19 protein-coding genes are annotated in these 23,058 nt (G+C 61.8%); 11 read left to right on the forward strand and 8 right to left on the reverse strand.

Annotated features, from left to right (window positions below):
• The first annotated feature begins 295 nt into the window (after nt 1-295).
• Nucleotides 296-910: a TetR/AcrR family transcriptional regulator gene (locus AADA15_RS10405; protein WP_341641494.1), complete on the forward strand. Its 615-nt coding sequence runs from the start codon at nt 296-298 to the stop codon at nt 908-910.
• Here AADA15_RS10405 and pcaQ read toward each other — a convergent pair.
• Nucleotides 907-1,821, reverse strand: a complete 915-nt coding sequence (gene pcaQ / locus AADA15_RS10410; RefSeq protein WP_341641495.1) for a pca operon transcription factor PcaQ — start codon at nt 1,819-1,821, stop codon at nt 907-909. The genes AADA15_RS10405 and pcaQ overlap by 4 nt on opposite strands.
• Before the next feature lie 93 nt (nt 1,822-1,914).
• Between pcaQ and pcaC the strand changes: the two genes are divergently transcribed.
• Genes pcaC through AADA15_RS10430 form a run of 4 tightly spaced genes read left to right on the forward strand, consistent with a single transcriptional unit; the run spans nt 1,915 to nt 4,537 of the window.
• Nucleotides 1,915-2,319 (forward strand): 4-carboxymuconolactone decarboxylase, encoded by a 405-nt coding sequence (gene pcaC, locus AADA15_RS10415; RefSeq protein WP_341641496.1) that lies wholly within the window; start codon nt 1,915-1,917, stop codon nt 2,317-2,319.
• 14 nt (nt 2,320-2,333) lie between these two features.
• Entirely contained in the window at nt 2,334-3,074 is a 741-nt protein-coding gene (gene pcaH, locus AADA15_RS10420; protein WP_341641497.1) for a protocatechuate 3,4-dioxygenase subunit beta, read from the forward strand.
• A complete protein-coding gene (pcaG, locus tag AADA15_RS10425) occupies nt 3,074-3,694 on the forward strand; it encodes a protocatechuate 3,4-dioxygenase subunit alpha (protein WP_341641498.1) in 621 nt (206 codons plus the stop codon). Before pcaH ends, pcaG begins: the two co-directional genes overlap by 1 nt.
• A 12-nt stretch (nt 3,695-3,706) precedes the next feature.
• Entirely contained in the window at nt 3,707-4,537 is an 831-nt protein-coding gene (locus AADA15_RS10430) for a 3-oxoadipate:acetyl-CoA acetyltransferase (protein ID WP_341641499.1), read from the forward strand.
• A 242-nt stretch (nt 4,538-4,779) separates the two neighbouring features.
• On the opposite strand, the gene cueR is transcribed toward AADA15_RS10430, so the two are convergent.
• On the reverse strand, nt 4,780-5,193 hold the full coding sequence (gene cueR / locus AADA15_RS10435; protein ID WP_341641500.1) for a Cu(I)-responsive transcriptional regulator: 414 nt from the start codon (nt 5,191-5,193) through the stop codon (nt 4,780-4,782).
• Nucleotides 5,190-7,712 carry a heavy metal translocating P-type ATPase gene (locus tag AADA15_RS10440; RefSeq protein ID WP_341641501.1) on the reverse strand — a complete coding sequence of 841 codons (2,523 nt, stop codon included), beginning with the start codon at nt 7,710-7,712 and terminating at the stop codon, nt 5,190-5,192. Before AADA15_RS10440 ends, cueR begins: the two co-directional genes overlap by 4 nt.
• Nucleotides 7,713-8,042: 330 nt before the next feature.
• Between AADA15_RS10440 and AADA15_RS10445 the strand changes: the two genes are divergently transcribed.
• Both AADA15_RS10445 and AADA15_RS10450 read left to right on the forward strand, forming a co-directional pair.
• Nucleotides 8,043-9,158, forward strand: coding sequence for an S-(hydroxymethyl)glutathione dehydrogenase/class III alcohol dehydrogenase (locus AADA15_RS10445; protein WP_341641502.1), 1,116 nt, complete (start codon nt 8,043-8,045; stop codon nt 9,156-9,158).
• Nucleotides 9,159-9,306: 148 nt separating this feature from the next.
• Nucleotides 9,307-9,969 carry a GntR family transcriptional regulator gene (locus tag AADA15_RS10450; RefSeq protein ID WP_341641503.1) on the forward strand — a complete coding sequence of 221 codons (663 nt, stop codon included), beginning with the start codon at nt 9,307-9,309 and terminating at the stop codon, nt 9,967-9,969.
• Between the two features lie 9 nt (nt 9,970-9,978).
• On the opposite strand, the gene AADA15_RS10455 is transcribed toward AADA15_RS10450, so the two are convergent.
• Nucleotides 9,979-11,073, reverse strand: a complete 1,095-nt coding sequence (locus tag AADA15_RS10455; RefSeq protein ID WP_341641504.1) for a M24 family metallopeptidase — start codon at nt 11,071-11,073, stop codon at nt 9,979-9,981.
• A 366-nt stretch (nt 11,074-11,439) separates the two neighbouring features.
• Here AADA15_RS10455 and AADA15_RS10460 point away from each other — a divergent pair, with 366 nt between their 5' ends.
• The 4 genes from AADA15_RS10460 to AADA15_RS10475 all read left to right on the forward strand — a co-directional run bounded on the left by AADA15_RS10460 (nt 11,440) and on the right by AADA15_RS10475 (nt 18,760).
• Nucleotides 11,440-13,692, forward strand: a complete 2,253-nt coding sequence (locus AADA15_RS10460; RefSeq protein ID WP_341641505.1) for an Ig-like domain-containing protein — start codon at nt 11,440-11,442, stop codon at nt 13,690-13,692.
• A gap of 90 nt (nt 13,693-13,782) precedes the next feature.
• Entirely contained in the window at nt 13,783-15,081 is a 1,299-nt protein-coding gene (locus tag AADA15_RS10465; RefSeq protein ID WP_437343188.1) for a TolC family protein, read from the forward strand.
• Complete coding sequence (locus AADA15_RS10470) at nt 15,078-17,591, forward strand: type I secretion system permease/ATPase (protein ID WP_341641506.1); 2,514 nt, start codon at nt 15,078-15,080, stop codon at nt 17,589-17,591. Before AADA15_RS10465 ends, AADA15_RS10470 begins: the two co-directional genes overlap by 4 nt.
• Complete coding sequence (locus AADA15_RS10475) at nt 17,588-18,760, forward strand: HlyD family type I secretion periplasmic adaptor subunit (protein ID WP_341641507.1); 1,173 nt, start codon at nt 17,588-17,590, stop codon at nt 18,758-18,760. Before AADA15_RS10470 ends, AADA15_RS10475 begins: the two co-directional genes overlap by 4 nt.
• Before the next feature lie 165 nt (nt 18,761-18,925).
• Here AADA15_RS10475 and AADA15_RS10480 read toward each other — a convergent pair whose 3' ends face one another.
• The 4 genes from AADA15_RS10480 to AADA15_RS10495 all read right to left on the reverse strand — a co-directional run bounded on the left by AADA15_RS10480 (nt 18,926) and on the right by AADA15_RS10495 (nt 22,952).
• A complete protein-coding gene (locus tag AADA15_RS10480) occupies nt 18,926-19,645 on the reverse strand; it encodes a trypsin-like serine peptidase (RefSeq protein WP_341641508.1) in 720 nt (239 codons plus the stop codon).
• Nucleotides 19,646-20,079: 434 nt separating this feature from the next.
• Nucleotides 20,080-21,189 carry an ABC transporter ATP-binding protein gene (locus AADA15_RS10485; protein WP_341641509.1) on the reverse strand — a complete coding sequence of 370 codons (1,110 nt, stop codon included), beginning with the start codon at nt 21,187-21,189 and terminating at the stop codon, nt 20,080-20,082.
• Between the two features lie 10 nt (nt 21,190-21,199).
• Entirely contained in the window at nt 21,200-22,087 is an 888-nt protein-coding gene (locus AADA15_RS10490; protein ID WP_341641510.1) for a carbohydrate ABC transporter permease, read from the reverse strand.
• The gene (locus tag AADA15_RS10495; RefSeq protein WP_341641676.1) at nt 22,080-22,952 is read right to left on the reverse strand and encodes a carbohydrate ABC transporter permease; all 873 of its coding nucleotides are present in this window, start codon (nt 22,950-22,952) and stop codon (nt 22,080-22,082) included. The genes AADA15_RS10490 and AADA15_RS10495 overlap by 8 nt, the downstream gene beginning before the upstream one ends.
• Nucleotides 22,953-23,058 lie beyond the last annotated feature (106 nt).

The raw sequence follows: 23,058 nt of genomic DNA on the forward strand, positions 1-23,058 counted from the left end.
AATGAGCGGCTTCTGACCCGGTCATTGCCGAGCGAAAGCGCCTTTTTTTGCTGGGCTGCGCCATGCCTCCTCAAGCGGCACAACCCTTGGCGTCTAAAAACAGACTACTGAGTATGTTTTTCCTCTGTCAATTGGTAAGACCCAGCGTCAATATGGCAAAAAGCGGCTATATTTTGAGCCTATGCCCCCCTATTGTGCGCGACCGCTCTGTTGGCTGGCCGGTACGGATACCATACGGAGGGCAGGCACGTCCGGTCGCTGTGCTCCGAAAGAATAAGACGACAGGCTTGCGACGATGTTAGAGCAAATCAGTGCTTCGAAAAGCGAAATCCTGGACGCGGCGGCCCATAGTTTCATGACGTTAGGGGCAGACGCCGCCTCGATCGACGATATCGCGGGCAGCCTGGGATCGACCAAGGGGAGGATATACCATCACTTTCCCTCCAAGGGCGCCCTGCTGGCGGCCGTTCAACTGCGGGCCGCGCGTTTTACCTATGGGGCAGTCCATGCAGTGATCGACGACTCACTTGCCCCTGAGATTTGCCTGCATCGTATGGCACAGGCACATGTGTACGAGGTGCTGCGCTCCCTCCCCTACCACAAGGTGATTCTCCAGACCTTCACCGGTGCCCGCGGCAAAACGCCCTCCAAGGCCGCCGAACAGGGCCTGCTGGCACAGGTGCGCGCCGAGCAGCGACAATACACCCAGCTGTTCGCCGCCCAGGTCTCGCGCGGGATGGCAAACGGCACCTTTGCCCCCAGAACGCTGAGGGTCACTGTCGCAGGGTTGATGCTGACGCTGAACTCTCCGGTCTTCTGGTATCAGCCGGGGCGCGGCGACGAGCGGAACTTTCGCAAGACCGTGGCGGACGATCTGGCCGATATGGCCCTTGCCAGCCTACGCGCCTAAGCCCCGCAGACGTCCCGCAGCGCAGAACAGAACCGGGCCGCCGCGGCCGAGAGCTGATGTTCGCTGCGGATGCAGAGGCCAACCGGACCAAGCGTGCTGTCCGTGTTAAGCGGCAGAAGCCTGAGCACGCCGTCCTCCAGATCGGCGCGCACCACCCCGTGACTGATGATCCAGATCGCCCTGTGGCGCAGCGTGAAGCGGCGCCCGAAGGTGGCCGAAACCGTCTCGATCGGAAAACGCGGCAAGGTGAGCCCCTGCTCAAGGAACATGCGGTCCACCATCGGGCGGATGATCGAACCCTCCGAGGGCATCAGCACCGGATAGTCCTCAAATGCCTCGGATGGCAAATGCGGAACACCGGCCAGAGGATGCCCCTCGGCCACTACAGCCACCACGCGTTCACGAAACAACGGGTCGAAATCGAGGCCCACCATATGATCCGGCGCGGGCAGACGGCCCACCACCACATCAAGATTGCCCCGGCGCAGCTGGTCCAGCAGGTAACGGTTGTCGCCAGAAACCACGGAAAACCGACTGTGGCTGCCCTCGTCGCGAAGCTGCGCCAGCGCATCCGGCACCACCGTGGCAGAAACTGTCGGCAAGGCACCAATGGCAACACGTGGTCCCTCGGCCTCATCCAGCCCGCGCAGCATGGCAACCCCGTCACGGGCCAGCGCAAGGCTACGGCCGGCATGATCGCGGAACATCTCGCCATAGGCGGACAGGCGGATGCCGCGCCCGTGCCGCTCCACCAGCGGCTTGCCGACTACCCCCTCCAGCTCTCGCAGGGTACGGGTCACCGCCGGCTGGGTCATGCCCAGCGCCTCGGCGGCCTGGGTGACGCTTTCCTGGCGGGCCACTTCGACAAAGACCTCCAGATGACGCAGCTTTAGCTCAGCAGATAAACGCATATCACATCCGGCATGAATACATTCAATTCATAGCATTATACAGATCTTTTTTGGTATGCGACAGTGGCTTCCATCATGATTGAGGAGGACGGGATGAGCGAGAGCCGCTTTGACCAAGGGATGACCGTGCGCCGATCCGTGCTGGGCGATGCCCATGTGGACCGCGCCGAGGCGGGTAAAACCGATCTGGACGAGGCCTTTCAGACCCTGATCACGGAAGGCGCCTGGGGCACTGTCTGGGCGTCAGACGGCATCAGCCGCCGCGAACGCTCGATGCTGACGCTGGCCCTTCTGGCGGCGATGGGCAATTTCGAAGAAATCCCGATGCACATCCGCGCCACCGCCCGTACCGGCGCCAGCCGCCAGGATGTGATCGAGGCCTTTCAACACGTGGCGATCTACGCGGGCGTGCCCCGCGCCAATCACGCCCTGAAACTGGCCAAGCAAACCTACGCCGAAATGGACGCCGAAGCCGCTGCCCAAGCGCCCAAGGCCTGAGGAGGACAACCACCATGACCAAACCCAATCAGACCATGGCGGAATATTACCAGCGCGACCGTCGCTGGCATCCGCCCGCCTATGCCAAGGACTACAAGACCTCGGTGGCGCGCTCTCCCAAGTTCTCGCTGATCAGCCTCGAGAACACGCCGAGCGAAATCACCGGCCCGCGTTTTGGCCACAATGATATCGCGCCGACAGACAACGATCTGATCTCGAACTATGCCCAGCCCGGCGAAAGCCCGATTGGCGAGCGCATCATCGTGCACGGCCGGGTTCTGGACGAAAACGCCCGCCCGGTGCCCAATACGCTGGTGGAAATCTGGCAGGCAAATGCCGGTGGCCGCTATCGCCACAAGAAGGACACTTACCTGGCGCCGATCGATCCCAATTTCGGCGGCTGCGGACGCACCATCACGGATGAGAACGGATACTACTACTTCCGCACCGTGAAACCCGGCGCCTATCCCTGGCGCAACTGGGTCAACGACTGGCGCCCGGCGCATATCCACGTGTCGGTCTTCGGCTCCGCCTTTGCCCAGCGCCTGATCACCCAGCTTTATTTCGAGGGCGATCCGCTGATCAAGACCTGCCCGATCGTGGCAACCATTCCCGATCCCGACGCCATCGAACAGCTGATTGCGCACCTTGATATGAACGCCACCATTCCGCTGGACACCATCGCCTACAAGTTCGACATCGTGCTGCGCGGTCGCCGCTCGACCCTGTTCGAAAACCGTCTGGAGGGGAACTGATGCCACAACAGCTTGACTACCTGAAGGAAACCCCTTCGCAAACCGCTGGTCCCTACGTCCATATCGGCCTGGCACCGGGCGCTGCAGGCTTCCAGATCTACGATCAGGAATTGGGCCAGGACATCGCAGGCCCCAATGCCGCCGGTGAGCGGATCCGGGTCGAGGGCCTTGTGATCGACGGTATCGGGTCTCCGGTGAAGGACGTTCTGCTAGAGGCCTGGCAGGCCAATGCCGCCGGTGTTTACGCTCACCCCGAACACGCCGGTGAGGTCGAGGAAGGTTTCCGCGGCTGGGGCCGCGTGATCACCGATTTCGAAACCGGTGAATGGGCGTTTGAAACCGTGAAGCCCGGCCCGGTGATGGGGCGAAATGGCCAGATGATGGCCCCGCACATCAACCTCTGGATCGTGGCACGCGGCATCAACGTGGGCCTGAACACCCGCCTTTATTTCGAAGATGAAGCCGCAGCCAACGCCGCCGATCCGATCATCAACCTGATCGAATGGGAAAAACGTCGCAAAACCTTGATCGCCAAGCGCAGCGAACGGGACGGCCAGACGGTTTATCGTTTTGACATTTGCCTGCAAGGTGAAGATGAAACCGTATTCTTCGACATCTGAGGAGAGACAGAGTTGAGCAAACCCTGCATCATCTGCGTGGCCATCACCGGCTCGGTGCCGCGCAAGGAACACAACCCGGCGGTGCCGATCACCATCGAAGAGCAGATCGAAAGCACTCAGGAAGCCTTTGAGGCGGGCGCGACCATCGCCCATTGCCACGTGCGCAACGACGATCAGACGCCGACCTCGGACCCCGAGAAATTCGGCCGCCTGCTGGAAGGGCTGAACAAGCACTGCCCCGGCATGATCGTGCAGCTGTCCACGGGCGGCCGTTCCGGCGCTGGCAAGGAGCGTGGTGGCATGCTGTCCCTGCGCCCCGACATGGCGTCGCTTTCGGTGGGGTCCAACAACTTCCCCACCCGCGTCTACGAGAACCCGCCGGATCTGGTGGACTGGCTCGCCTCGGAAATGCGCACCTATGAGGTCAAGCCCGAGATCGAGGCCTTCGACCTCAGCCATATCCACCAGGCGGTGAAGATGAGCCGCGAAGGCGCTATTCCCGGCAAGCTCTACGTGCAGTTCGTGATGGGCGTGAAGAACGCGATGCCGGTGGACAAGGACACCTTCGATTTCTACGTCCAGACCGTGAAACGCCTCGCGCCCGATGCTGAATGGTGCGGCGCAGGGATTGGCCCGGGCCAGATAGTTCTCAACGAGTGGGCCATTGCCGCCGGTGGTCACACCCGTACGGGCCTTGAGGACAACCTGCGCCTGGATCGCAACACCAAGGCCCCGTCCAATGCCGCGCTGGTCAAACGCGCGGTGGAGCTCTGCGAGAAATACGAGCGTCCCGTCGCGACCTGGCAGGAAGCGCGCAAGATCCTTGACCTGCGCCCGGCCTGATCAACCAGCACGACCAAGTCCTGAACGGCCCGCCCGAAGTTCGTGGCGGGCCGTTGCGTCATTTTGACCGTTCTGCCCTTGCGATCTTCCTGAGTGCACCTACTTAGACCGTGCGCGCGGCAGGGCTTCGAGCCGCTCCTCCCTCGGCGCTGTCTGAGCTTCAGACAAGAGCATGCCACGGCCGCGCGCGATCTTCCGCTTCTCCCAGACAGTCCCGGCTGGCCTTCCGTTCGGTGCCGAGGCTATCCCTTTTCACCCTGATCGGCACAGAATTCCCCAGACAGATCCTTCAGGATCGGGCAATCCGGCCTATTGTCGCCTGCGCAGCAGTGAACCAGTTCGGTCAAGGTATCGCGCATCGCCTGCAGATCGGCGATCTTGGCTTCAATCTTGGACAGATGCTCCAGCGCCAGTTGTTTCACATCCGCGCTGGCGCGGCTTTCGTCCTCGTACAGCGCCATCAGCATGCGGCAATCCTCGATGCTGAAGCCCAGCGCGCGGGCACGGCCAAGAAACGCCAGCTTGTGCAGATCCGTCTCCTCAAAGCAGCGATAGCCGTTTGCGCTGCGGTGAGGTTTGATGAGCCCGATATCCTCGTAGTAGCGAATGGTCTTGGCGGGCAGTCCCGAGCGGTTTGCTACATCTCCGATATTCATGCCTGCGCCTCCTTCATCCCGGTGCGTGCGCTTGCACTGCTCGTTGCACCCTTTTCATGTATGGCCGGTTTCAGCCGGTACAAGCGCAACGCATTGCTGAGCACAAAGACACTGGACAAGGCCATGGCCCCCGCCGCCAGCACCGGCGACAGCATCGGCCCGCCAAAGGGATAGAGAACACCCGAGGCAACCGGAATGAGCAAGACGTTATAGCCAAAGGCCCAGAACAGGTTCTGGCGGATATTGCGCAAAGTTGCCCGGCTGGCGGTCAGGGCGTTCACCACGCCCCGCAGATCGCCCGAGACCAGCACCACATCCGCCGCCTCGATCGCAACATCCGTGCCGGTGCCGATCGCCAAGCCCACATCGGCCGCGGCCAGCGCAGGCGCATCATTGATCCCGTCTCCCACGAAAGCCAGCGCGCCATGGTCCGCACGCAGCGTCTCCAGAGCCGCAACCTTGTCCCCCGGCAGGCAATCCGCCACGACGAGGTCTATGCCCAGATCCTCTGCCACCGCCTGCGCCGTCGCCGCGCCATCGCCGCTGATCATTGCAACCTTCATTCCTTGAGCGTGGAGCGCCCGGATCGCGTCGGCGCTGCCGGATTTCACCGGGTCCGCGACCGAGAGCAAAGCCGCCGCCTGCCCGTCAATGGCGGCAAAGAACACGGTTTCCCCGCGCGCAGCCAGGGCTTTGGCCTGACCTGCAAGATCTCCAATCGCGATGCCTTCACGCTCCATCAGGCGGGCGGCACCGATCAGGACCTCGCGTCCCTCTACGCGTGCGCGCAGACCAAAGCCGGGGATCGCCTCGACGCTGTCGGCCGCAGGCAGCCCCTTGCCCGCCGCCGCAACCAGTGCGCGGGCGATGGGATGTTCCGAGGCGGTTTCGGCAGAACCGACAAGACGCAGTACCTGATCACGGTCGAACCCATCTGCGCAGATCACATCGCGCAAGGCCGGGCGGCCTTCGGTCAGGGTGCCGGTCTTGTCGAGCGCCACCACGCGCACCTCTTCGAGCCGCTGCAGCGCATCGCCTTTGCGGAACAGAACGCCCATCTGCGCCGCACGGCCAATGCCCACCATGATGGAGGTCGGCGTCGCCAGCCCCATGGCGCAGGGACAGGCAATGATGAGAACGGATACCCCGGCCACCAGCGCAAAGGGCAAGGCAGGCGACGGGCCGAAAAAGGCCCAGACCAGAACGGTCAGCGCCGCCGCAACCATGACCGCTGGTACGAACCACAGCGTGATACGATCGACCATGCCCTGCACCGGCAGCTTGGCGCCCTGCGCCTGTTCCACCATACGGATGATCTGCGCCAGCACGGTCTCGCCGCCGACCTTAACAGCGCGGAATTCCAGCAGGCTGTTGCCATTGATCGTGCCCGCCGTCACCGCATCGCCACCGGATTTCTGCACCGGAACCGGCTCGCCGGTGATCATGCTTTCATCCACATAGGAACTGCCGGAAACCACCTCGCCATCGACGGCGATCCGCTCACCGGGGCGCACCCGGATGAGGTCGCCGACGGCAATCTCATCGACCTTGGTTTCAATCGCGTCATCGCCGCTGACCACCAGGGCGGTTTTCGGCTGCAAGCCGATCAGCGCCTTGATAGCCGCGCCGGTACGCCCCTTTGCGCGCGCCTCAAGGTACCGGCCTGTCAGGATCAAGACCACGATCACGGCTGCCGCCTCAAAATAGACGTTGGCGGTGCCGTGGGGCAGGATCTGCGGCGCAAAGGTCGAAATCAGTGAAAAGACATAGGCTGCCGATGTCCCCAGCGCGACCAGAGAATTCATGTCGGGCGCGCCGCGCAGGAGGGCCGGAAACCCCTTGCGATAGAACTGCAGGCCGGGACCGATCAGAACCAGCGTGGTCAACGCGAATTGCAGATAGTAGCTGTTTTGATGACCGATCACCTGCATCACCCAAAGGTGGACAGCCGGGATCATATGCCCGCCCATCTCGATCGCAAAAACCGGCAGAGCCAGTACCGCTGCAATCAGCACCTGCAGGCCAAGCGCGCGGATTTCATCGGCCTTGCGCACCGCCTCCTGCGCGGCCTCGTCTACCTCGTCGCCGCGAAGGCGCGCCGGATATCCTGCATCGGTCGCCGCACGGGCCAGATCCGCAGCACGGGCCGCACCGGTCAGATAGGTGACCTCGGCGCGCTCTGATGCGAGGTTCACATCCGCGCTGAGCACCCCGGGCACGGCGGCAAGCGCAGCCTCGACGCGCCCCACGCAAGACGCGCAGTTCAGACCTTCGATCTGAAGTGACACCGCGCTTTTGGCCGCAGGGTAGCCTGCGTACTCCAGAACCTCCGTCAAAGCAGATATCGGCACATCCGCCGCCGCCGTGACCTGCCCTTTTGCCGTGGCCAGGTTCACCGATGCCGCGCGCACACCGTCGACACCGGCCAGCGCGCGCTCGGCCCGCCCCGCGCATCCGGCGCAATTCAGCCCGGTGATCTGAAGCGCGATTTCCCTGTCATGCGATCTGTCATTCGACATGTCGGCCTCCAGCCTTCTCGAGTATGACTCAGGATATGGACCTTCCAGTCAAGGGAAGGTCAAGAGCGCCTCGGAATTTTTTTACCCCCTCCAGCCAGGGCGACCCATGACGCAAAAGAGGCCCGATAAGGCGGTTGTGCACAATAGCTGTGCGCCCGCCCTGATAATCGTGAAGGCGGGATGGTTGCGCCGCTGGGGCGGGAAATGTAACGCTAATCGTCAAGAGGAGCCGAGGGGGCCGGTCCAACTGGAACGAGCCCGTCACCGAGGAGCGAACCGAGGGACCACCGCCAGCGTTTCGGCCCACAAACAAGAGCGAGGAAATCAAAAATGATCCGTACCCGTGCCGCCGTTGCCCTTGCCCCCGGCAAACCGCTTGAAATCATGGAGGTGAACCTTGAAGGCCCGAAGGCTGGCGAGGTTCTGGTGGAGATCAAGGCGACCGGCCTGTGCCACACCGATGAATTCACCCGCTCGGGCGACGATCCCGAAGGGATCTTCCCCGCGATCCTTGGCCACGAGGGCGCAGGCGTCGTGGTCGAGGTCGGCGAAGGCGTCACCAGCCTTGAGGTCGGCGATCACGTGATCCCGCTTTACACGCCCGAGTGCCGTGAGTGCGAATACTGCCTCAACCCCAAGACCAACCTCTGCCAGTCGATCCGCGCGACCCAAGGTCAGGGCCTTTTGCCCGACGGCACCACGCGGTTTTCGATGCTGGATGGCACCCCGATCCACCACTACATGGGCTGCTCCACTTTCGCCAACCACACCGTTGTACCTGAAATCGCGCTGGCCAAGGTGCGCAAGGACGCGCCATTCGACAAGATCTGCTACATCGGCTGCGGCGTAACCACCGGCATCGGCGCGGTAATCAACACCGCCAAGGTCGAAATCGGCTCAACCGCCATCGTGTTCGGCCTTGGTGGCATCGGGCTCAATGTGATCCAGGGCCTGCGACTGGCGGGTGCAGACCAGATCGTCGGCGTCGACCTCAACCCCGGCAAGGTGGAGATGGCCGAGCATTTTGGCATGACCGACTTTGTAAACCCGGCCGAGGTCGAGGGCGATCTTGTGGCGCATCTGGTCGAGCTGACCGGTGGCGGCGCCGATTACACCTTCGATGCGACCGGTAACGTGCAGGTCATGCGCACCGCTCTTGAGGCCGCGCACAAAGGCTGGGGCGAAAGCATCATCATCGGTGTGGCCCCCGCTGGGGCGGAAATTTCCACGCGCCCGTTCCAGCTCGTCACCGGGCGCAGCTGGCGCGGCACGGCCTTTGGCGGCGCATCGGGCCGCACCGACGTGCCCAAGATCGTGGACTGGTACATGGACGGCAAGATCGAGATTGATCCGATGATCACGCACAAGCTGTCGCTCGACCAGATCAACGAAGGCTTTGATCTGATGCACGAAGGTAAATCCATCCGCGCCGTCGTGGAGTTCTGATCCCCGCAGCCTTTCATTTGAAAGGACCGGCACCGCAGGCATCTTGCCTGTGGTGCCTTTTTTCCGCAGCATGACCCTTTGCCCGATACGCAGAAGCTCTGTATAGGAAACGCCGGTTCAGCGACTGACTGGTTCACGAGGCACAGGTGTGAAATACGCGACCACTGACATTTCCAAGCGGGACAGCGCAGCGACGATTATCTTCGAGGCCCTGCGCAAGGCCATCATTGAAGGCGATTTGCAGGATGGCGAGCCGCTTCGGCAGGAAGACATTGCCAAGTCCTTCAACACCTCCCGCTTTCCCGTCCGCGAAGCCCTGAACCGTCTTGAACAACAGGGCCTCGTCAGGACGCAGCGCTACAAGGGGGCCGTGGTTGCCACGCTCTCCATGCAGGAAGCCGGAGAGGTCTTTGACCTTCGCTCCCGACTGGAGGCCGACGTGATCCGGGCAGCAGTGCCCAATATGTCCACCGAAGTCCTGACCAAGGCACAGGAGTATCTGGATCGGTTTGCCGCCACAGATGACCCCATGCACTGGGGAGGATTGAACCGCAAGTTTCACGGCATTCTCTACAGTGCCAGCGACATGCCCTATCATATTCAGGTCATCGAGAATGCCATTGACCGGATCGACCGCTACATCCGCGCTCAACTCGTCATGAGCGGCGGCGTGGCGCGCAGCACCGATGAACACCGCGCCATCCTCGCCGCCTGTGCATCCGGAGATGCCGAAGAAGCCGCGCGCCTGACATATGCCCATATCCAGGATGCCAAGGCCTCGCTGCAGCGACAGCTGAAGGCTGCCACCTGAACACCCGGCCTAACCGACGATCATCAGCTCTTTGGGGAATGTGGTCAGAGTTCGACAGCCATCTTCCGTGATCAGAACGTCATCCTCGATCCGCACACCGAATTTCCCGTCTCCGTAAAGGCCGGGTTCGTTTGTGTAGACGGTGCCCACAGGCAGAACCTGATGATTTCCGCGCATTATATAGGGAGCCTCGTGCACGTCCCGGCCCAGCCCGTGCCCTGTCTTGGTGCGAATGCGGTCGGCAAACGGCGAGGCTTCCAGCACGCCCGTCACAACGTCGTCGATCTCGTGGGCCGTCACCCCTGCACGGGTCACCTCAAGCCCGGCCAGGTTGGCGCGCAAGACCGTATCGTAAACAGCGCGTCCCTCATCGCTGACCTCTCCGACGAAAACCGTCCGGGTGATATCGGCGCAGAACCCATCCTTCCGCGCACCGAAATCGAACAGCAACGCATCCCCCGGCCGGATGCGGTAGTCGTTGCGCGCATGGGCGTGCGGGCGGGCAGAGTTGTCTGCGGCGGCCACGATGGGACCAAAGGCGAGGCTCTCTGCCCCTTCGGCAAAGAGCGCCTGGATCAGCGCCCCCTCCACCTCTTTTTCCGTCTGACCGATCCGCACGTCCCGCAGAACGCGATCCAGCGCCCTTTCGGAGATCCGGATTGCCGCCTCAAGCGCCGCGATATCCCCCACACTCTTGATCATGCGCAGGCCTGAAATCTCACGCTCTGCGTCGAGGATCTCAAGATCCGGGATAGCCCGTTTCAGGGCATGGTGCACAAAGACGCGCATCACTTGGCCTTCGACGGCCAAACGCCGCATTGGACGATGAGAGGCAAGCGCTTCAAAGGCCGCCGCGTAACCGTCCTGGTCGCGCCAGTCAAAAACGGCGCCTTCAAATCCAACCATTTCCCACGAGCCAAGCTCCAGGTTTGGAACAATGGCCGCAGGCGCACCTTCGGCGGGGATGATCAGGACAAAGGGGCGTTCGTGGCTCATGAAGCTGTGCCCTATCGCCCGCGTGAAGTTCGGCCCAGGCACCAGCGCAAGCGCATCCACCTTCAGATTTTCGGCCAGACGTTGATACTCAACGAGTGCATCTGACATCGTTTTCCCCCATTTGCTCTGCCATCCCTGGCCGCTACTGTCACAGGAAATCTGGCCGAAAGCCAACCGCAATTCGTGACTGCCGTGCAGCCCCGTATGCGCGACAGGTGTCGTTAACCTTTTGGTAAGAACTGACACCAAAACGCTACAAGTTTGTCTAAAATTATAATTTTTGACGAAAGATGGTCTCTATTCAGGGCGTTTTGGGAGTTTTCCCGCTATGCATTCACTGGACACAAGCCCCAAAGTAGTCACAATATATGATAAATTAAGGCCGCTTCAGACGGTCGCTTGAGGCAAGAATACAGGCAATGAACCAGGTGAACGCCCGGAAGCGGCGACACCATGCGTATAGGCGAGCAGAAAATGAGTACTGTCGGATATATTTCCCGTGACATGACGGGAACCACGTTTCAGGGAATCTTCCCTGAGGGATCTCCAGCTCATCTCGACGTTAGTCGAGCCAAAGACATCTCCCTCAACCTGGAGCGGGCCGAGATCGAGAGCTACGCCAAGCGCGGCGCGGATCTACACATCGTGCTGGCCAATGGCGAGACGCTTGTTCTGGAAAACTACTACGCCTTCTCGACGACCGGCGCAAAGAACCTTTTCCTCAGCGCCAATGGTGACTTCATCGAAGTCGTTCTGGAAGACAAAGCGGACGGGATGCTCTTTGCCAGCTACGAGACCCTGGATCTCACCGGCAAATGGAGCGCCTATGACGATCTGGCCTTCCTGGATGTGGAGCGGATCGAGCCCGTGGTCGCGCCGCTTGCTGCGCCGCTTTTTGGCGGGTTTGGCGCCGCAGGTGCCGCCGCAGCCGGGGTGGTCGGCACAGCCGTGGTGCTGAATGACGACGAAAACGGTGGATCATCTTCGACACCGGACACCACCGCACCCGTCGCCGATGTCACCAGCGGGACCCAGTCCACAGGCGACATTGTCAATGCAGCAGACCACTCTGCCGGCCCGGTCATCACCGGCACGGGCGAGCCCGGAGCCAGCCTGGATGTGCTTGTCAACGGTGTCACGCAAAGCACGGCCGTAGATGCCAATGGCACATGGTCCGTCACCTTCGATCCCGCCGACATCCCGACCGGCGAATACGATACTCCGATCGTGATCACGACCACCGATGCGGCAGGCAACAGCAGAAGCTACAATGACGTTCTGGAGGTCGACACGATTGCGCCTCCGATCGCCCTCGACACCGTCGAGGGAGACGATATCGTCAATCTAGTCGAAGCGGCAGACGGCGTGCAGCTGTCTGGCACCGGGGAAGCCGGGGCTTCGATAATCGTTCAGTTTCAGGGTCATACACGATCAACCACCGTTGCAAATGACGGCACCTGGTCGATCAACTACAGCGCAGGTCAGATCACCGGCGGCTCCTACGACAGTACGATTGCCATCACCTCGACAGATGCGGCAGGCAACAGCTCCTCCCACAACCACACGGTCCGTATCGATACTGAAACCACCGTCAGTGTCGACACTGGACAGGTCGGCGGGGACGATACGGTCAACGCCGCCGAGCGCAGCGGCGGAATAGACCTGACCGGAACCGTGGAACCGGGGTCGGCCGTTCTGGTGCAACTGGGGTCCGTCACAAAAACCGCATCTGTTGATGCTTCGGGCAACTGGACCGCAAACTTTGCCGCCTCGGACATCCCCACAGGCAGTTATGACGCCGCAGTGACCGTGCAGGCGACAGATGCAGTGGGCAACACGGCAAGCACATCTCACACTCTGACCATTGACACGCAAGTCACCCCCCTGAGCGTTGCGACCAGCCAGACCGCAGACGATGTGGTCAACCTGGCTGAGCGCAAGGCCGGTGTGACCCTCACCGGCACCGTGGAACAGGGCTCTGGCGTCGAGGTGTCCATCGGCAGTGTCACGCGCAGTGCCAGCGTCGATGCCTCGGGCAACTGGAGTGTGACCTTTGCCGAGGCAGATATCCCGAGCGGCGAATACGTGACCAACGCAACGATCGTTGCGACGGATGCCGCTGGAAACACCCGCTCCATTTCGGAAAGCTTCACCGTGGACACCGAGTACACGACACCGGATGTGGACTCGGTCACCTTCTCAAGCGGCGACGTGCGCCGGATCAGCGCCGAAGGGGTTACCGACAGCTATTCCGTGAGCGCCCTCGAAACCGGCGGTGCGGTCAGCTCTCCGGCGGCGGCGGTTGCCCAAGACCCCGTCTTTGGCACAGAGTTCACGTTCTCGACCCCGGTGCCGGACGGCACCCACCTTGTTGTGACCAGCGAAGATACGGCAGGCAATGCCTCAAGCACCCTGGTGGTCCTGGAGGACAATGCCGTCAACGGCGGTACAATGGACCACGCCGGCCTGTCTCAGTTCAACGTCGATGCCCTGAACCTCGACTATGCGTCTGATGTGTCTCTCAACCTGACCGAAGCCAACATAAAGGCGTTGTCGGGCAATTCTGACACGCTGACGGTGCATGGCGGCGCGGATGACACCCTGACCGTGGCGGGGGCCGCCGCCGCAGGCACGCAGCTTGTGGATGGGCAGATCTACAATGTCTACACCATCGGCACGGATGGCACGACGCTGCTGGTGGATCAGGACGTCAACGTTCTCATCTAAAGACTGTTCCGGCGCGACCCTTCAGGCAGGCCCGCCGGACCCCAAAACAAAAAGCCGCAAAAGCGCGCGACAAGAAGGGCACGGGGCAGTATGCACTTGGGACGATCCGCTATGGTGATGACGCTGCTGGCTGGCCTGTCCGCCTGTGCAGACAAATCGCCGTTTCTGATCAAGAACAGCGATGGATCTGTCTCGCGCACCGCGAGCAGTTTTGAGCAAAATGACAGTGAGGCGGCCTCCCCTATCATTTCGGCGCTCCTGCAGCGCCGATCGCTGCTTGAGGACGGAAGCATCTATCGCCAGGTTGGAGAAGCCGCCATTTCGGCCTCTGCCCGCGCCTCCGAGGCCGAGTTGATCAGCGCAAAGCTGCGCGCCGAGGCGAAATCAAAGAACTGGCTGCCCACCATCGGCCCCTCGGTGAGCCTGACGGATCTTGGCGATCTGGTGGCAGGGATCCTGGTCGAGCAGATCCTGTTCGACAATGGTCGACGCAAGGCCGAACGCGAGTTTGCCGCTGCCGACGTGGAGGTGGCTGCCGTGAACCTTTCGATCGACATGAACACGCGAGTGCAGACTGCCGTCGGTCTCTATTCTGCAGGGCTGCGTGGCGATGAAAAGGCCGCCTATCTTGGCCGCGCCATCAGCCAGATGAGCGAGTTTCGACGCATCGTCAGCGGGCGCGTCGAGGGTGGCCTCAACGATCAGTCGGACCTCAATGTGGTCGACAGCAAGATCTCCGGCCTACGCACCGCCAAGGCGACCGCCGCAGACTCTGCCGCCACGGCGCGCGCCGAATTGCAGGCGATGACCGGCCAGACCTTTCCGGACAAGCCACGGCGGATGGATCTTGGCACGCCGCCGCAGCAGACATCCTTTCTGGAGGTGATGAAAGCACAGGCCGAGGCCGAGCGCACCATCGCAGAGGCCAAGGCCGGTCGCGCGGGCCTGCTGCCGCAGGTGGCCGCAGCGGGCAATGTAACAAGCGATGGATCCGGCGCGGGGCTGACCCTGGATCTGGCGACGCCCCTCGGCCTTGGCACACCGGCTGCGCTCAAGGCGCTTGAGGCAACCCAGGAAGCCGCCCGCCGCACCATTGGCGAGGCCGAAGAAGATGCCCGCCGCACCTATTCGCGCCAGATGCAGCGCCTGGCCTCATACATCCGACAGGAAAGCGAGACGGCAGCCCTCGCTCGCGCCAGCCGCGAAACCTACAATCTGTTCAAGTCACAGTACGAGGCCGGTCAGCGCCCTGTGATGGAAGTGGTTTCCATCTACGAAGAGCTGATCCGCCGCGAACAGGCGCATATCGACGCAAAATACGAGGTCATCCTGATCCAGCTTGAGCTGTCGCGGGATATGGGCCTGTTGGCAGATGGGAATAAGATATGATCAGGTTCCCCGGAAAATTCAGGAAGCCCGGCAAGACCCAGGACGGCGCGCAAACAGCACATGCGGTGCCGATCGCCGAGGCCCCGAACACTGTTGCGTCCTTCGCGCCCCCTCCCCCGTTCAGCCCGGCTGCCTTTGAGCCCGTATCGGACCCTCTTGCAGCCCCCGGCCCGTTCGAAGCCGCATCCCAGCCAGAGGACCAGGCCCCGTTTCAGGAGCCCGTCGTTGATATCTCCACCTACGCGCAACATCAGGACACCGCACTGCAGCCAGAGCACACGGCTGCGCAAGACAGTGCGGTGGCAGAAGCGGTCGAGACCGAAGGCCTGCCCTTGAGCACCGCATCGGAGACGAACGAACCGGCCCGTCAACAGCCCGAAGTGGACGAGGCCACCCTTGCCAGGGCCAGCGAGGACCGCGTACAGCATCGCGCAGAGCTGATCGCAACGCTCGCAGCGCTGAAAGGCACGCAATGCCAGACCAGCGACATCGCCACATTCCTCTGGCAAGGGGCCAAGGGCGACACCTCCCCCCGAAGTCTCGCCAAGGCGCTGCGTTCGACCGGTCTGAAGGCCAAGCTGCGCAAGGTCCGGACACTCAGCCCCGAGATCTGGCCTGCCCTTGCCATGATGCAGGGCGGTCAATGCGTCCTCGTGCTTGAACAGAATGACCACACGCTGTTCATCTATGACACCACCTGCCCCGACAACCGCGCCGAGGTTCCGCTGGCAGAGTTTCAGCCCTATTTCAAAGGGTTGACCCTTGGGGCACGGGCGGCGCTGTCGCAAATGTCAGCCCGCCACACACCGCAACTGGACAAGGCGCATTGGTTCTGGGGAGAGTTTCCAAAGTATCGCCGCCAGGTGGGCGAGATCATGCTCGGCTCTCTGGTGGCCAATGTTCTTGCGGTTGCCGTCGCGCTGTTTTCGCTTCAGGTCTATGACCGGGTGGTTCCGCATCAGTCCCACGCAACCCTGTGGGTGCTGGCCATCGGCGCCTTCCTTGCCATCACGCTGGAGGCCTGCCTCAAGGTGGCCCGCGCCCGTCTGACCGACAGCGCCGGTCGGCAGATCGAGCTGACCGTGCAGCACAGCCTGATGCGCCGCCTGATCGGCATGCGGTCGGACAAGAAGCCGCTGCCGCCCTCGGGGCTTTTTGCGGCAATGCGTGATTTCGGCTCGGTTCGCGAGTTCTTTACCTCGTCCACCCTGTCCACGCTGGCCGATATTCCCTTTATCGCCGTGTTCCTGCTGCTGGTGGCCTCGATCGCGGGGCCAATCGTCTGGGTTCTGGTTGCAGGCGGCGTTTTGATGCTGCTGCCGGCCTATTTCCTGCAAAAACGCATGATCGCCCTGACACGTCAGACCCAAGGCGCCAACGCCAAGGCGGGCCGCCTTCTGCACGAAACGCTGAGCGAACTGGACACCGTCAAGACCCAACGCGGCGAGGATCGCGTGTTGCGGCTGTGGGATGAGCTGAACATCCTTGCATCCCATTCCTCGACCGAGCAGCGGCGCCTCTCCAGCGCCCTCACCTACTGGTCGCAAGGGGTGCAGCAGGCCACCTATATCTGCGCAGTGGTTCTGGGCACACTGATGGTCTTTGTCGGCGAGTTCACCGTCGGCACCATCATTGCAACCGGCATCCTGACCAGCCGTACACTGGCGCCCCTGACCCAGTTCGCCGGCACCCTGGCCCGCTGGAGCAACGTCAAAGCGGCGCTGGAAGGTCTCGACGCCATTGCCGAAGCCCCTCAGGACAAGGATGCGACCCGCAGCTACCTGCGCCGCGAGAGCCTGACCGGACGGTTCGATCTGCGTGACGTGGTGTTCCGTTACGATGCCGACGCCGCACCGACACTGGACGTGCCCGCCATTGCCATTCTGCCCGGTCAGAAGGTCGCCGTGCTCGGCGTCAACGGATCCGGAAAATCAACGCTGCTGAAACTCCTCTCCGGCCTCTATGCCCCTGAAAAGGGCCGTGTGATGCTGGATGGCACCGACATTGCCCAAATCGATCCGCGCGACCTGCGTCGCCATATCGGCTATCTCAGCCAGGACGTGCGCCTGATGACGGGGACCCTGCGCGACAACCTCAACCTCGGCCAGCTGGAACGCAACGACACTCGCCTGATGGAGGCCCTTGAGTTTGCGGGCCTCGGCGCCTTTGTGCGCGGCCACCACAGGGGTCTGGATCTTGAGATCGCCGATGGCGGCAGCGGCCTTTCGATAGGCCAGCGCCAGTCCATCGGCTGGGCGCGGCTCTGGCTGCAAAACCCCTCCATCGTGCTGCTGGACGAACCCACCGCGGCGCTTGATCAGACGCTGGAGCGCACCATGGTCAGCCGTCTTGAAAGCTGGCTTGAGGGGCGCACGGCAGTCATCGCCACGCACCGGATGCCGATTCTGTCCCTCACCAACCGCACCCTGATCCTGCAGGCGGGCCGCATGGTTGTTGACGGGCCACGCGATCAGGTTCTGGCCCATCTTGCAGCGGGAGAGAAGAAATGACCGCGATCACGGAGTTCGACTTTACGGACGAGACGCGCGGATCGGGGCGGATCATCTATCTGGTCGCGGCCTCTGTCGTGATCTTTCTGACCTGGGCCGCCTTTGCATCGGTCGACGAAATCGTGCGCGGCGATGGCGAGGTCGTCTCCTCGTCCCGCGCGCAGATCGTACAGAACCTTGAAGGCGGCATCCTGGCAGAACTGTTCGTCCGGCAGGGCGACACGGTACAGGCCGGTCAGGTTCTGGGCCGCCTGCAGGACACCAAGTTCCGCGCGGCTTCGGATGAGCTGCAGGAACAGATCGACGCCCTCGAGATCAAGCAATACCGGCTCGAGGCGGAAATGAGCGGCGCTTTCGAATTCGAGGTCCCTGCCCTGCTGGCACAGCGATCTGCCGAGATCCTGGCCTCCGAGCGCACCCTGCTGAAAGCACGGCAAACCGATTTCCACAGCCGCCGGGACAGCGCCCGTATCATCATGACACAGCTCAATGACGAGCTGGAGAACCTGCAAAAGCTCCACAAGACCAACATCGTGGCGCTGACCGAGGTAAACAAGGCGCAAAAGGCCGCGACCGATGCCGCCGCGAAATACACCGCTCTTGGCACCCAGAACGAACTGGATCTGGCAGAGGAATACTCGAAAGCCCTGCGCGAACTGGCCTCACTGCGACAGGAGCTGCGTCTCGCCCAGGATCAGCTCAACCGCACGATCATCACCGCCCCCATGAGCGGGATCGTCAACAGCCTTGCCGTCACCACCATCGGCGGTGTCGTGCGCCCCGGTGAGGAGATCTTCGAAATCATCCCACTGGGTGAAGAATTGTTTGTCGAGGCCCGCGTCAACCCCAAGGACATTGCCAGCGTGGAGCCCGGCCAGGACGCCACGATCAAGCTGTCCGCCTACGACTACACCATTTACGGCGCCCTCAAGGGCACGGTGGATTTCGTTTCGGCAGATACCTTTGAAGACGAACGCAACCCGAGAGCTGAGCCATTTTACCGCGTGACCGTGCGTGTGGACCGCTCGGGCTTCACCGAGCGCCAGCAATCGATCGAAATCCGCCCCGGCATGCGTGCTACGGCAGAGTTGAAGACCGGGTCGAAAACCGTCCTCAACTACCTACTCAAGCCGCTTTACAAGTCGCGCGAAGCATTCCGCGAGCCCTAGGGGCCGGGCATGCAGTTCAATGATGGGCTGTGTGGTCAGAATTGGCGTGGTTCGGACAGGCACTCAAGATCTGATCGCCAAAGTACCACAAGAACCGCACGCCACTGACGGGTCCGTCAGACGGCGTGCGAAAAAGCTGTTTCAGGGCGATTGGCAAAGCGCGCGTTATCCCGCGCTTTGCATCAGGGCCCTCAGGGTTCCATCCAGAACACTGCCCAGTGACACACGCCGCGCCCCAATTGCGGCTTTCGAGGAAATGACCGATACAAGGCGGGGGGCATGACCCGCTGTCGCTTCAATCACCGGAGAGCCGGACGCGCCGTAATCCACCTGGCAGGAGGTCACCAGCGTATGGTTCTGCTTGGCCAGAACCTGGCAGCCGCGCTGCAGGCTTGGGGTTGTGGCCCGGTCGTGGGAGTAGGACACGACATCCACAAAGTCGCCGCGTGCCGCCTGCCATGACAGGCTCAGGGGGCGAATTTGGTTGCTGTCGATTGGCGTGGACAAACGAAGAACCGCAATATCCGTGCCGATCTGGGAAATACCACCATTGCCGAACCGATAGCCCGGGTGCAGGACGGCCTTGCTCACCGTGCGCGACGCTTTGGCGGAGCCTCCGTACAGACCGGCTTCGAACTTGATCCGCGCGGGATCGACCCTGCGCCCGGTTGCGGGATCGAACAGACAATGGGCTGCCGTCAGAACCAGGTTCTGTGCAATCAACGAACCGGTGCACATATTGCGCCCAGCGATATTCAGGCGGCCAACAGCCTCCCATCCGGGCATCGAGTTGACACTATGGCGGTTATCTTCCGCCGAGGCACCAACAGGCAGGCCCAATGACAGGCATACTGCCACAATTGCAGCTCGTAGTTTCATCGTCATCCACTCCACTTTCCACATCACCACCCTCGGTGAGGGCTGCGGCTGGAATGGGGCTCAATGTTGCTGCGAATGGACGAATTGATGGACAGAATGTGACGTAGTTAACAATCTTCTAACCCCCCGGTTATTCCCGCCCCAGAATGGCCCAATCCTTAGGGAAAGCCTAACAAAGCCTGCCAGTTTTCGTTAACTTTTTCACAAATGCCTGAAAAACATTAGGGAATTTGCCGCTCAGAAACCCGAAAAAAAGCGCTCTGGCTGAAACCTTTCATCAATATTCGGGCCAATCGCGGCAGCTTTTGGGGGAATGTGGCGAATCTTGGCCCGGGAAACCGTGCATGACGTCCCCGCAGTCGCGATGCCACGGCACTTATCTGCCTTAGTCTGTTAACACCATGCCAAGCGGGGCAAGCCGGATGGAGGCTTGGTGCGCCCTAGCCCAGACGTACGCCTGTTTTTCCGTCAAACAGCACCGCCCGATCCGTATTGATGCTGAACTCCATGGTGCCTTCCAGCAGCTTGGCGTAACCCGATGTCCCCCGCGCGAGGACTTCCTTGCCGTTCCAGGTCAGCACACACAGCGTATCGGCCCCGGTCGCCTCGGTCACGTCAATCTCGGCGGCGACCACCTGCCCTGTCCCGCTGACGCCCTGGCTGATCATCTCGGGGCGAAGGCCAAGAACCAGTTTCTCCCCCATCCGCCCCTCGAGCCTTGCGGCATGGGCGGCAAGGTCAAGGAGCAGCGGCCGTTCCGCACCATCGGCACGGACGGTGATTTCAGCTACGGGCCCCCGGTCGGACGGCTGTGGCACAATGTGGACGAAGTTCATCGGCGGCGATCCAACAAGGCCCGCAACGAACATATTGGCGGGCTGCTCGTAGATTTCGGCCGGGCTGGCCAATTGCTGCACCTCCCCGTCCTTGAGGATGGCAATCCGGTCCGCCAGGGTCAGCGCCTCGATCTGGTCATGGGTGACATAGACCATGGTGGCATTGAGCCGCTTGTGAAGGCGCTTGATCTCAGTGCGCATCTCAAGGCGCAGCTTGGCATCCAGGTTACTGAGCGGCTCGTCAAACAGGAAGACCTCGGGATCGCGCACCAGCGCGCGCCCCATGGCGACCCGCTGGCGCTGGCCGCCCGACAGCTGGCTGGGCTTGCGATCGAGAAGGTGATCCATCTGCAGCATCTTGGCGACCTCAAGCACCCGCTTCTGCCGTTCGGCCTTGGGCATGCCGCGCATCTCAAGACCAAAGGCAATGTTCTGCGCCACCGTCATGGTCGGGTAAAGCGCATAGGATTGAAACACCATGGCGATGTCGCGGTCCTTCGGATGCACGTCATTGACCACGCGCCCTCCGATGCTGATTTCGCCCTCGGTCACGCTTTCCAGACCCGCGATCATATTCAGCAGCGTGGATTTCCCGCAGCCGGAGGCACCCAGCAGTACCAGGAACTCGCCATCGCGAAGGTCGATAGAGACGCCTTTCAGGACCTCGACCTGCCCGTAGCGTTTTACTGCGTTGTTGATTGTCAAAGATGCCATCTGCCTGTCCTCATCCCTTGACCGAGCCAGCGGTAAGCCCGCGCACGAAGTAGCGGCCCGCGACGATGTAAACGAAAAGCGTGGGGGCCGCAGTGATCAGCGCCGCCGCCATGTCCACATTGTAGTGTTTGACCCCGGTGGTGGTGTTCACCAGGTTGTTCAGCGCCACGGTCACGGGCTGCGCCCCGCCGGTGGTAAAGCTGGCGCCGAACAGGAAGTCATTCCAGATCTGGGTGAACTGCCAGATCACCGAGACAACGATGATCGGCGGCGACAGCGGCAGGATGATCCGCCAGAAAATGGTGAAGAACCCCGCGCCATCGATGGTGGCGGCGCGCACCAGCTCATCCGGGATGGTGACGTAGTAATTGCGGAAGAACAGCGTGGTGAAGGCCAGCCCATAAACCGAATGCACCAGGATCAGCCCGTAAACCGTATTGGTGATGCCAAGCTTTCCCAGCGTCTGCGCCATCGGCAGGATCACCACCTGAAACGGCACAAAACAGCCAAAAAGGATCAGCGCAAACACAAGGTTCGCCCCGCGAAAGCGGAACTTCGTCAGGGCAAAGCCGGTCAGCGCCCCCAGCATGGTCGAGATCACCACTGCAGGCAGCGCCATGCGCACCGAGTTCCAGAAGTATGGCTCAAGCCCCGTGCACTCGACCCCGATACAGGCCTCGCTCCAGGCGTGGCGCCAGGCGGCAAAGTTCAATTCGTGCGGCAAGGCCAGCAGGGATCCGCCGCGGATCTCCTCCAGATCCTTCATGGAGGTGCCCACCACCACATAGGCCGGCAGCAGGAACCAGACCGCAAAGACGATCAGCACGGCCCAGAGCAGAAGGCGCAGGAGGATCTGGCTGCCGGGACGCGCGCCCGAGATGTGCAAGCTATCAGACATGTTTCTTGCCTCGCAGCTCGGAATAGAGATAGGGCACCATGATCGCGGCCACCGTGGCCAGCATCACCATCGCCGATGCCGCACCGACGCCGATCTCGTTGCGGCGGAAGGTCATCTCGTACATGAAATTGGCCGGCAGGGTTGAGGCATATCCAGGCCCGCCGCCGGTCAGGGAAACCACCAGATCGAAGCTCTTGATCGCTAGATGCGCAAGGATCACCACCGCACTCATGAAAACGGGGCGCATGGAAGGCAGGATGATCCGCAGGTAGATCTGCCAGGGCGAGGCGCCATCAAGGCTCGCCGCCTTTATGATGTCCTGATCGACGCTGCGCAGGGCCGACAGGAACAGCGCCATCACGAACCCGGCGCTTTGCCAGACGGCGGCCATCACCAGCGCATAGACGGCGAGATTCTCATCCACTGTCCAGCCAAAGCGGAATGTCTCCCAGCCCCAGCTGCGCACCACGGTTTCCAAGCCCAGCGAGGGGTTCATGATCCATTTCCAGGCGGTACCGGTGATGATGAAGGAAATCGCCATCGGATAGAGGTAGATGGTGCGGATGAAGCCTTCGGCGCGGATCTTCTGATCCAGGAGTACTGCCAGAAGGCAGCCGATCACGATGGCAACCGCGATGAACAGCACTCCGAAGACAAAGAGGTTGTCGATCGCCACCGACCAGCGGTCCATCTGAAAGAGGCGCTCGTACTGGCGAAATCCGGTCAGGGTGTAATTCGGCAGCATCTTGGACTTGGTCAGCGACATATAGCCGGTCCAGAGGATGAAGCCGTAGACGAAGAACAGGATCGCGGCAAAGCCCGGCGCCACGACGATCTGCGGCAAGAGGCGGGCCAGACGGTCCATCAGGGTGACAGGGGGGCGGGTCACGGCGGATCTGCTTTCGGTGGGGTGAATGGGTGTGCGCAGTCCCCGCGAACAGGGACCGCGCCGCTATGAAGTCCCGGACGAG

Source organism: Phycobacter sedimenti (genome assembly GCF_038148855.1).
Taxonomy (GTDB): Bacteria; Pseudomonadota; Alphaproteobacteria; order Rhodobacterales; family Rhodobacteraceae; genus Phycobacter; species Phycobacter sedimenti.